The sequence below is a fragment of the Bradyrhizobium sp. 179 genome, assembly GCF_023073535.1.
Lineage (GTDB): Bacteria > Pseudomonadota > Alphaproteobacteria > Rhizobiales > Xanthobacteraceae > Bradyrhizobium.
Window position 1 is genome coordinate 112,423 of record NZ_JADPJR010000033.1, and the last position, 10,790, is coordinate 123,212.

The following is a 10,790-nucleotide window of genomic DNA, read 5'->3' on the forward strand; positions in this document are numbered from 1 at the left end:
TTCATCTGATTCAATCGAGTCCCGATCTTTCCATCTACCGGGCGGGCCCTTGCCAGGTTCCGCTATAATATGCCCCGGAGATAGGCAAAGCGAGCGGATCCGAAACAGGGCGCAACGCATTGGCGGCATTAGCTCGTCCACCTCGGATCTGTCGACCAATCCTGGTTCTCTTCCCCAATATCTGGCCGGTTTCGTCCTTCTTGGAGTTCGCGGCGATCCGCCTGCCGCCACTGCCTCGCGACGCTGCCTATCACCTACAAACGGAACGCTGGAATCAGGACTTCGCTTCGCCATAGCCGCCGGCCCCACGAACGTGCCATCGAGCGCCTTGTAGACAGACAGGCACGAGCGGATCACGAAATTAGCGCTTTGTGACTCCTTCGCGCGACCGCCGGCTGCGCGTTCGTCAGGCGGGCTGCGCACGCAGCACACAATTTTGCACTTTCATTCGCCTGTATCGCCGGGATATATGATCGGCCGGAGAGCATGACGATGGTTCGACTACAAACGAGCAGGGCAGCCGCTAACGCGCGGCGAGCAGAAGCACGCCATGAGAGTTCGGTCGGCGACATCCAGGCCCGCATAGCCGAACTGAGAAGCTTGCCGCGCGAGAACCTCGCGGATGCGGTGTTCATGCTCTCCATGAATGCAAGACGGCAGCGCGAGTTGATACGACATGCGATCGAGAAGCCCGCCGAGGTCGACTTGGACTTTGATCCGCTGCCGAATGCTGATTTGGCGAGCTATCTCGCGAATGATGTGGTTTCGACCTTACGCCACCACGTCGCTGACCTTCCGACCTTGCTGGACCTGGTTGAGCGAGCGCCTGACGTCTGCTTCACCGTGGATCGGGAGGAGGCCGTTTCGCTGCTAGCCGCAATCATTCGCGAACAGCGGCTCGAAGGAGTCCTTGAAGGCCTCAGGCTCGCCGGGCTCCTGAACCAGCCAGCGAAGGATCGCCATGCCTGGATCGGTTCGGAAGCGGATTTGAGAGGAGCTGCCGAGCGTGCGTGAGTGTCCAGGGGGCTTTGAGGGACAGTCCTGCAAGATGGAATGTCCAGAGCGGATGGGGACGTCAGAAAATCTCGGCGCATGCTTGCGAGCTCAAAACCGCATCGAAATTCGCGGCGTAGTTCCTTTGTCATCCGTTTAGTATTTATCGCTGACGCGGAGCCGCTATGCACGCCCGGTCGCAGTCCCCGGCCGCGTCAAGCTCGGCGACCTTCGCGTTAGCGAGGGCGAGATCCGCAGTTCTGAGCTCTCATGTCCAGTTGCAGCGCGCGTTTTCGCGCTGGCGGATCATGCAACCGTTCGCTAAGAGCCACGCAAGGGAAATCACGGCAGGACACGTCGACCGAGCCGCGGCGATGTGGCAAAGCGGCGAAAGGAGTGGGGCGTCCTGGTGAAATCGACCGTCCTTGTTTCGGTAGTCGCTGGCTGCGCCCTGGGGGCAACGGGGGAAGGCCTGGCAAGTATGCCGCGAAGCCGAGAATAGCAGAGAAGCTGAGTGGCGGCCCGCTGCAAATTGGGCAAAAGGGCCTTCTTGGGTGGCGCTGGATCGTCGACATGAACGCTTCGCCGCGCGTCTGCCATACACCCCCTATCCTTGCTCGATCCTCGGGGAAACGAACTCGCCCCGGCTATTTGCTGTGTTCGCGAGCGCACCGGGATTTCGCCGAACCTCGCGTCCACGAGCACGGCGAAGACATAGCCGAAATCCGCAGCTGAGTGCGGCCGAACGGCGCGTCCCACGTCAACGCTTGGTCAGGTCGGTCAGTAGGCCCGCTCAAACCCCACGAAGGCGCCTTCACGCGCTACGGCCAGCCGCACTCAGTGAGCTGCTGTAATAATCTGAAAGCATCCGATCGCAACTTCCATCACGATCAGCACGACTATAACGCATTCAAGACGCAGCGAGCGCCGTGTGTCGATGATGTCCGTCAGTGCGTTAGCCGTTCCGGATATGGCCGGCAGCTAGCGCTTAAGCATCTCAAGACGCTCCTTCAGTTCGTATTCGTCTTACAGACGCGAATAGAGCCGCTCGAGTTCCGACTTCTCCCAGAGTGCGTCGGGCTTTTCGGCAATGGCGACGCGGCCCGCGACGTGCTGCTGGACCAGGAGCGCATTGCCGATCAGTTGGACAATGCCCTTGCGGCCCGCGGCGTCCGGCCGCGCTCGGCTAGTTCGCGTGCAAAGGGTACGACCAGGTCGAACACCGCGGCGACACGGCACTTATCTCGCTCCAGCGCCGTGCTCTTGGCTAGCTATCGGCGATCGGCAGCCGATCGTCGCTAAATTCTCTGAGACAAAATCCGCCCGCCCGGCAGGATGACCTCGGCGCTCTGGTCGTTGCAGAGCTGCGCCTGCGCGCTCTCCTCCTCATAGGAGCTGAGTTCACCGATGACCCGCGATATCAGGGTTTCGATCAGAGCGGTTCCTTCCGAGGGCGACAATCCGATGAGCACTACAACGCCATAGCGGAAGATCACGACAAGGCCCGCATGAATGCGGAAAGCGATCGGCGTCGAGGACACTAGCTCCCGATTTCGAGAGCCGACGGGCTGATGCGATCGCCCAGCATGACTGCGCGAATGCTCAGCATCGAGGCAGCCGCCGTCTGCTCGGAGACGGCAGGCTTACCGGGCGTAAGTTGATCCATGTTCACTTTAGCATCCGGTTTGACTGCGACACGATAGCGTCTCCCGGGACCTTCAAACACGTCCAGAACTTCGTCGCAGATGGTGCAGCGGAATTTGCCGGGCGCGTCGCTGAGAGATGATGCTGCGATCTAGAAAATTCCGGCTCCAAGTTTGGATGGGTGCGTCGCCATTTCCATGTTCGTGCATGCTTGGCCGCAAGGTCAATCGAACGACCCAGCAAGCTCTTGGAGGATTTCGACGACCCGGGCCGCCAAACATTTGGCTGCGCCATAGGCGTCGTCCTCGAAACAAGGTCGAGCAAGATTGATGCCGAACCGGTGTCGTCGCGCCAACGGCGTCAGGAGGTTCCGCTTCAATGGGCGAGCGAAAATGATTGTCTGAAACGGCACAGGTTGACCAAAGACTGGCCGCGATGTGTGTCCAATTTCCTCCAGAGCATGTCGGCTACAGAACACGACGAATCCTGCGCGCCGCCGGATGCTTCAAGGCAATCAGAGCCTTAACCGCCGCAGCGGCGCTGGCATAGCTGTTGCTATGAAATGTCGCAATGACCGAGCGAAGGCGGAGTGCACACCCGGTCCGATCTGGCGAAAACAGGACGTTACAAATGGACCGAGGGTGGCGAAGGTGAAGTGCCATTTCCAACCGTCAGAGACAACGCTCCCGGCAAATTCTTGAGCGAAGGCCCGAGTACAACGGCAGAAAGGACTCAAGACCGTGCATATCGAACCCGGAATAGTAACAGACGCCAAGCTCGTGTTGAGGTACGCGACAGGCATTGCGATGGGCTGCGTCATCGCCAAGCTTGTGGTCGAGACCATACGCGAGCGGGGCGCAATGTCATTTGCTGTGCAAGCCATCGCCGCGACGGGCCTTGTGTTCACGTTTTGCGAAATCCTGCCGCACTTTGCGGTTGGGGTCTCCGAAGTGCAATTCGTCCCGCGCTCGACGCTGTCACTGTTGTTCGGCGCGGCGCCGGCTGCCCTTGGTCTTGCGCTCGGCCTTTTGCTGCAAGGCGTGCTCTTTGTTCCGACCGACCTGCCGCAATATGGTATGAATGCCACGACGCGTCTAGTGCCGCTGTTTGCGATCCGGGCGCTCGCCAAGCGGCTCATTCCATCCAAGGCTGCCTATCGCGATCTGCAGTACAGTAATGCGATTGCGCTCTCGACTGCGTATCAATCTGCTATCGTTGTCTCGGTCGCGTTTTGGGCGCTTTATGGCGCGGGCTTCGGTACCGCCAACCTCGGTGACGTCGCATCGTTCGCGGTTTCCTATGCAGTTGTGGTCTTGGTCGAGCCGCTGGCTGATCTGGTTGTGCTGGCGCTCGCGAAACCAATTGGGTGGCGTGAGTGCGAGGGCATCTGTCGCCCACCGCTCTTAAAAGGCATGTTGCTGTTGATAGCAACGATGGCCGTCATGTCGCCCGTTTTGCTCAAGCGATGCGTACGCTTTCCCCGATAGCAGCCGGCTGCCGCGATCCCGGGCGACGCGCGCTCGCTGCTATCCGTGGCAGCGAGGGGGCTGAGCTTATGCTCATTCCGCACAAGGCGACCAGGAAATCATATCTCGACGACTTGCGGCCGGCCGTCCGCGTCGGTCCGGTCGCTAGTGAGCGGACGCGCACTACCGAGTTCGACCGGCTGGTGCGTGATGCGGCCAAAGCGAACTACCGCAACGACCTGGAGGAATGGCGGGATGCGGTCAGCGCAGCAGCCTGGTCGCAGAGCATCCGGGGCGAGGTTGGACGCGAGGGGAGTCTTGCACTGCTGATACACGGGGATTCATCCGTCGAACGAGCTTACCCATGCAACATTAGCAGCCTCCTCAGCACAGCCGCGATGGCAGCCGTTCGGCGGCTTCCCATGCTCTGCAGCACTCGGCCGGAATGTTCGTAGTTCGACAAAGAAGATCGCCATGTATGGATTGATCGTGGTGTTGACCATGCTCGCACTGTGCAGCATCGTGTTTGCCGGCGAATTGGCGGGGCCGGCAAAGGTCATCAGCACCGACACCCTTGAAATTCACGGGACACGCGTTCGGCTCTGGGGCATCGACGCGCCGGACAAAACTCAAATGTGCCGAGATATCAACGTCAATCAATATCGATGTGGCCTCAGGGCCGCGAGCGATCTTGAAAGCTTCGTTGCAGAGCGCGAAGTCAGTTGTCTGTCAGTCCTGGAGGATGAGTGTGGACGGACGATGGCGATCTGTTCAGCTGATGGCATCGATCTCGCAGAATGGTTGGTGCGTAACGGTCTCGTGCTCGATTGGGCGCGATACTCCAGGGGACGATACCACGCTGCGCAACGCGCGGCCGATCGTGCCGGACGGGGCTTGTGGGCGGGCAGCTTTGCCGTACCTTGGCTATATCGAGCGTGCATTCGGTTAGGTGGTCGACCAGCCAGCTGTTCTGACGACGCGAATGCACACCCTTGACTCGTATTCCCCACACCAGAATATATGCCAGAGTCGGTTCCGCACAGAGTGGCAGTCACGGGCGAGCTGGCCTCGACCGGCAGTGAAGCTTACCACTGCCGCCCAACCATGCTCAAAGGAGTAAGATGGTCTCAATCGTAAGCGCGAAAGTCGCAAGACAGAAAATCGCAAGCTCCGCAGGAACGCCATCGTTCTCGGCGTAAATTCTTCGGAACCATGGACTCGCGGTCATGCCAAGGCGGCGCCTTTTCGAGTTCGAGAGAGAGCCGCATTTACTCGGAAGAATGGTGGGCTCTCCGGAGCCTAAACAAGACAAAGGCGTGGCACGGAACAACAATCAGATTCCGCTGGGTACAGGTTGAGCGGAAGAAAGAAGGCTACTGGCGTTCAAGGCACCACTGGGCGAGGTAGGCAACACGAATGAGGCTTGGGATGCAGCCTACCTCCACGCCATTCGCCTCAAACTTTTAGGTTTTGACATGCCCAGAGCGCGCAGCTTGATTCCCAAAGGTCGCCAGATTGCTGTCCGGCAAAACTCATACACTCGCGCTCAAATCTTGTGGACCAAGCAGGTGCGACGCTTGCTCAACGCTGCCTCCCAGGGGCCATCGAAACGACGGTAGTCGAATTGCGCCCTTTGCCGCGGGAACGCCGCATAGGTACCTTTCCGGACTTCGCTGCTGTTGGCGATATCGGCCGCGATTGCCTTTTCAAGCCACGGCTGCTCCGACATAGGCCAGCATTTGGCCAGGCGGGTAAGAAGCCTAACACCACATGAGCGGTTTCGGTGACAAAGACGTGTGGACCTGCCTTGCACGCGCCGATCACAACAATGCCACAGAAGACAATGCAGCTGTTCGTTCGGTTGGAAACAGCATGGCTCGCTGACAACTGGCTGGAGATCCGCTGAATGAGCAACACCGCATGCGACGAGCGCAACTGCTGCGGCAGCCCGAACAAAAACGTCAGATCGCATATCACCTCCCGAACACGAAGTGCGCGCCTTCCAGAACGAAGCGTGGGCCACTGAACTCGCAGCGTCGCTCCCATGCCCTCGTTGTGTGCAGACTCTGTGCCGACGGGCACGATGCAAGCTCCCGGCGTTTTTCAATCGCGATGTCGTCCACGCGACAATAGCGGTCGTTGTTTAAACAAGCCGCGGGTCTGAGGTCGAACACGAATCGAATGCCGTGCGCCGGTGATTTCATGAACGCTCCTGCGAAAGAGATTGGGTGATGGAGCTTCTTTGGAACCACACAATGAAGTCGCACCGGTAATTCGAGGAGCGGAGCTGAGCTCACTCAGAGATCGCAAGCTCACCTGACTGCGATCAGCTGGGTTCATTGCCGTTCTATTCGCACGGCGATCTCGGCAGCGAATTCTTCGTGCCGTTCTGGGTGGTGCTATTGTGCCAGACCGATGCCGGTGGGACCCTGATGGGCGGCTGGCGTATCGTGCGCTAGGGCTTTCGCGTCACGACCAGGTCGCGGCCAGATGGTCTCGGCCCACAGGCCTTGCATCAGCATCTTGTGCTTGGCCACTTTCCTCGCCATTATCGGCGCCGCGCCCCTCAGCGGTGCGCTGGAACGTGGCCAGCTCGATCGTCTATGCCTGCAGAATGACGTGCCGGCCTCGGCGATCGTTGCGGCGCTGACCTGGTGGGGTCAATGCTTTCGATGTTTTCGTCAGGACACGAGCTTCAGCCCGACAATGCCGGCGACGATCAGCCCGATGCTGGCAAGGCGAAACGCGGCGGCCGGTTCTCCGAACAGGATGATCCCGAGCGCTGCGGTGCCGACTGCACCGATGCCGGTCCAAACCGCATAAGCAGTTCCAATGGGCAGCGTCTTTAGCGCAAGGCCGAGCAGGATCACGCTGCCGGCCATGGCCGCGAGCGTGAGCACGGACGGAACGGGCTTGGTAAAGCCCTCAGTGTATTTGAGGCCGATTGCCCAGGCGACCTCCAGCAGGCCGGCGACCAACAAAATGCTCCAGGCCATGGCAGCCCTCCGTTCATGGCAGGGTCGTCCCGCGGCTGATGTGGTGATGAGCTGGAAGGCCACCCTTGCCAGGGCTCGCGATTCGCTTCGAGGGGTCAACTTCTCTCAAAAATCAGCATTCCGACGTTATTGGTTCGGCGAATTCACACGATCGACAAAGTAGAAAGCCGTCCGTTCCGTTCATGCGATCGGCAATCTTGCAAAAAGCTGCCCCTTCGAAGAGATCCTTGTACCTGTCGCGGAGAAGGTTGCCCAGAACGTGTCGTCGCTCAAAATCCATGCAGCAGAAAGTAACGTCGCCGTTTGGGAGAAGAACATTACGATATTGCCGTTCGTCAGGGCATGTCAGTGCTCCAACGATTGGCTGCCGCGCTCCAACCATCTTCTCGCTGTTGCCAGCCCTGCTGCCCGGCGGACGCGAGCGAACCAGCGCTTCGTCAGGAATTATGCCGACAAGTTCGGGATGCACCTCGCCCATGACTATGAAGAGCAACGATGAAATGTCGGCATCGACAAGTTGGCGCATCAAATCGACATAGTTGCGCCTAACGAGACCACTATCCATGTGCGTGCCGTCATCAAAAACATGCACCAGGAAAACGCGGAACTGCAGCGCACGCAAGCGTCTTAGATCCCGCCCGTTCATCCCTACCAGGGTTGTGAAAATTCGGATTCCATGGCCACAAGCATAGGCATGCTCAACCATTTCGGTGCAAGCCGGATTGAGCCAAGGCTCCGAATACCCGGAAAAGCTGATGTCGACAGCTGCTGGTACGCGCGCCAGACATCGCTTGAAATCTTGGAGAGAAAGATGCTTCACGTCGGATATCGCTCTTTGCCGTTCGGCAAACTTGTCCTGCGGGCAATAAGAACATCCGACGACACAGCCCGTTGTCGTAGTTATCTCCAAGACCCTGCCGCCACTGATTGCGGAGCGCAGCTCCTGTAGAGTCATCGATTCTATATTGTCCACTTCCGCGCTCCGCGTTTGGAACAAAGAGACCTTGAGGGGACCGTCGATCTGCATCTCATGCCGGTTCGCCCATGCATCATTCTCGATTCGTCGTCCATCAGCGCGACACGGCACGGTCGCAAGCGCGATCGCGACAGATGAAGAAAGCGCCACGGCTCTCTCTCCTTAGCGCCCCAGTCCAGCAGGATTGGACGGCTGTCGAGTGCACATGCGTCGATGTGGTTGGTCTAACGTCTCGCTTATTCCAACAAGCATCAGTCATGCCATTGGCGGTACTGTCCATAACTCGACACGTCCGCGATAAATGTCGCCCCAAATTCCGCAACCGAAGCGCAACTCTACGCAATCGATAGCTTACAATATGACGCTACGTGCGATTCAAGCTCTCTCTAGAATGAGTTGAATGGCAGCTTTCTTATGAAAAGTGTGACGTGTAGCCGCCGCCCCGAGCGCCACGTCATCATGATCAACGTGGCCGGCATCGACCCGCGAAGTTCCGATTGCGAGTGCCATTGGTCCCGTCGAGAATGCAAAGTCTTCACCTTGATCCAGCAAATCGCGAATTTCAACAGTTGAAAACGCTACTCACCATAGGAGTGAGCGGGCGCGATTTGCGCGAATCGGGACACGGATTAGCCTATCTGCCGACGAGGTGCCGATACGGCCGGGAAGTCCTCTCTTCAGCAAGCTAACACAGATTGTGAGCTCCGCATGTCGCGAGCCACCCGTCGAGTTTTGCGATCGAGAGCTTTCACCAGCCGGGAACCACTCATCCTTTCATCATCGACGCCTGCCTGGTATGTGTTTGGCCTCAGGCCGCGGTAATATCATGATCGCGATGACAATCTCGTCATCGAGCCTGACCCACAGGCTATTCACAAATTCCAGGAAAAGCAGAATCCCTCGGGCTTCTCTTTCCCGCCTGCTGCGTGGCGCGTCTCGCGGCATTGTTCAGCAATAGCGGCCCCGAACCTAAATCGCGGGAGGAGGGGCATTCGCAATGGTGCTCGGATGCTCCTCGCCGGGGGCACTCGGGAAAGGGGCTCGCCTTCGGCGATCGCTATCACTGCCCCGTTCCCGGGTGCCGCTGTTAACCGGTCGCGTCGCTGCACTCGGACCCGCGTGCCCCTTCGGGTCGCTATGCTCACGCTCTCCGGGTGCCATTTTCCGCTGAGGCGATGCGCCGTTGGCGCACGCCTGATCAGGCTTGAGGTGCGAGGGATCGACTTTGAGCTGAAAGGCACTTTTCAGCGCTTCCGCCGGCGCCATTTAGCGACCTTAGCGTCTCATCCCAAATTTGAATGGCATCGGTCAGATAGGCACTGCGCGTGACCGTCAGACCGCCTCTAACGCCTCCGACAGAATCATATCCGGGACGCTGCAGAAGAGCATCGTTTTCGCAGTCTGCTGAAAGACAAGTTCGCCACCAATCCCGTGATCGATTTCCAGGTGGAGACGCTCGACGGATGTTCGGATTATGAATGTCAGGGTAGGTCCTTCGAGATTTTTCGGTTGCTCAAGAACGTGGGGCCACAAAAGGCGGTCCCTTCAGTGCGACGAGGTGGCGCACGTTGTCATCCTCGGCGGCTACCCCCAAGTTCGCCGGATCCGGCAACGCTGGTCCGCTCTTGAACCCACTTTTCGGAAGTCTGTTTCCGGAGGGCAGCTTAAGCCAGTGTAAGTTTTGGTAACTCGCCGAAAGGCGCCGTTCGTACGCTATCCGTCGCCGGCCTATACATCCAGACGCGCCGAGACAGTTTGCCGCTTTCAATGCGAAGCCCGCTGTGAGCCGCGCCAACTTCTCCGAGATGAAGGCGCGTGCTCCAGCCTCGACGTCCCGAGCGTTTGGCTCGCGCTCCTATTCAAGGATGTCTTGCTGGATCGTTTTCCGAGCCAGGGTTGGCACGATCTTCTCGATGGTCTGCATTCCACGCATATTGAGCCGCGACACCGACTGAGCGATCACCCTTCTTCGGCATTGCCGTGTCGTCAATAACGAGCACGGCATCCTGGCCGCCGACAAGCCGGTCGGCCTGATTGAGCAGTTCCGATTCCAGCGGTGTCGCGTCCCAGACACCATCGGCGATGAAATGGTGCAGTTGATCGTAGTTGCCCGATGCAACGCGCTCCGCCATCGGTTGAACGCTCTTGCGATCGCGGGGACCGATTAGCCCCGCAACGTACAGCGGACACATCCGCTATCGGGTCTTATAACCCAACCGCTGCAAGAACGGCTTCAGCCAGCGTTCGAGTTCGTCTTCCCATTCTGCCATGGTCAGCCCTCCAAGAGCCGACCACCCATGAATCATTGAAAAATCGATTCGGGAATCCTAATAAAAGGCTCAAATCCAACAATCTGCCAAAGTAGTGTCTAGCTCTGCAGCCATAGCGATCAGCGGCGTTTATGGCAGTCAATCGCAGCTTTTCTTCTTAGGGCCGGGATACGAAGCTCTTCTTTGGATCGGCTCCCCGAAGCGCCGCCGCCCGATGACCACGGGATGTTAACCAACGCACTACTGGCAATCTCATCTGCCCATTGCGGACATAACGATCAATGGCGGATTTGCCGGCGGTTTGCTAGCCACCGAGACCATCTATAGGTCGTGCAATATTTCCCTCTGTCAAGCGACGTCCGGATTTGACCCCGCAGCGACATGAGGAAGTGACCCCCTTGTTGTTTGCAGGACTGTAGCAAGCCGCTCGCGAAGCGCGCCCGTC

General features: G+C 58.7%; 8 protein-coding genes and 1 pseudogene. 4 read left to right on the forward strand and 5 right to left on the reverse strand.

The features are described 5' to 3' along the window. Positions 1-486 precede the first annotated feature (486 nt). Positions 487-1,014 (forward strand): hypothetical protein, encoded by a 528-nt coding sequence (locus IVB12_RS08305; RefSeq protein ID WP_247297563.1) that lies wholly within the window; start codon positions 487-489, stop codon positions 1,012-1,014. 1,005 nt (positions 1,015-2,019) lie between these two features. On the opposite strand, the gene IVB12_RS38360 is transcribed toward IVB12_RS08305, so the two are convergent. Next, positions 2,020-2,232, reverse strand: coding sequence for an RMD1 family protein (locus IVB12_RS38360; protein WP_247297565.1), 213 nt, complete (start codon positions 2,230-2,232; stop codon positions 2,020-2,022). A gap of 59 nt (positions 2,233-2,291) precedes the next feature. Then, positions 2,292-2,489, reverse strand: coding sequence for an RMD1 family protein (locus IVB12_RS08315; RefSeq protein WP_247297566.1), 198 nt, complete (start codon positions 2,487-2,489; stop codon positions 2,292-2,294). 888 nt (positions 2,490-3,377) lie between these two features. Here IVB12_RS08315 and IVB12_RS08320 point away from each other — a divergent pair. From IVB12_RS08320 to IVB12_RS08330, 3 genes are all read left to right on the forward strand, one after another. Then, complete coding sequence (locus IVB12_RS08320) at positions 3,378-4,124, forward strand: energy-coupling factor ABC transporter permease (RefSeq protein ID WP_247297567.1); 747 nt, start codon at positions 3,378-3,380, stop codon at positions 4,122-4,124. A gap of 453 nt (positions 4,125-4,577) precedes the next feature. Beyond that, positions 4,578-5,099, forward strand: coding sequence for a thermonuclease family protein (locus IVB12_RS08325; RefSeq protein WP_247297568.1), 522 nt, complete (start codon positions 4,578-4,580; stop codon positions 5,097-5,099). Positions 5,100-6,442: 1,343 nt separating this feature from the next. Then, positions 6,443-6,562: an inorganic phosphate transporter gene (locus tag IVB12_RS08330; RefSeq protein ID WP_247334058.1), complete on the forward strand. Its 120-nt coding sequence runs from the start codon at positions 6,443-6,445 to the stop codon at positions 6,560-6,562. Positions 6,563-6,784: 222 nt separating this feature from the next. Here the strand turns inward: IVB12_RS08330 and sugE are convergent, their stop codons facing one another. The 3 genes and pseudogenes from sugE to IVB12_RS08345 form a co-directional block, all read right to left on the reverse strand. After that, entirely contained in the window at positions 6,785-7,099 is a 315-nt protein-coding gene (gene sugE, locus IVB12_RS08335) for a quaternary ammonium compound efflux SMR transporter SugE (RefSeq protein WP_247279066.1), read from the reverse strand. Positions 7,100-7,211: 112 nt separating this feature from the next. Next, positions 7,212-8,225 carry a radical SAM/SPASM domain-containing protein gene (locus IVB12_RS08340; protein WP_247297569.1) on the reverse strand — a complete coding sequence of 338 codons (1,014 nt, stop codon included), beginning with the start codon at positions 8,223-8,225 and terminating at the stop codon, positions 7,212-7,214. Between the two features lie 1,778 nt (positions 8,226-10,003). Further along, positions 10,004-10,381 (reverse strand): annotated as a pseudogene (locus IVB12_RS08345) (transposase); the annotation flags it as partial. Positions 10,382-10,790 lie beyond the last annotated feature (409 nt).

What these genes read in the sequence shown, in the direction of transcription:
- sugE (WP_247279066.1), bottom strand. Translation starts at nt 7,099, where the DNA reads ATGGCCTGGAGCATTTTGTTGGTCGCCGGCCTGCTGGAGGTCGCCTGG.
- IVB12_RS08305 (WP_247297563.1), top strand. Translation starts at nt 487, where the DNA reads ATGACGATGGTTCGACTACAAACGAGCAGGGCAGCCGCTAACGCGCGG.
- IVB12_RS08325 (WP_247297568.1), top strand. Translation starts at nt 4,578, where the DNA reads ATGTATGGATTGATCGTGGTGTTGACCATGCTCGCACTGTGCAGCATC.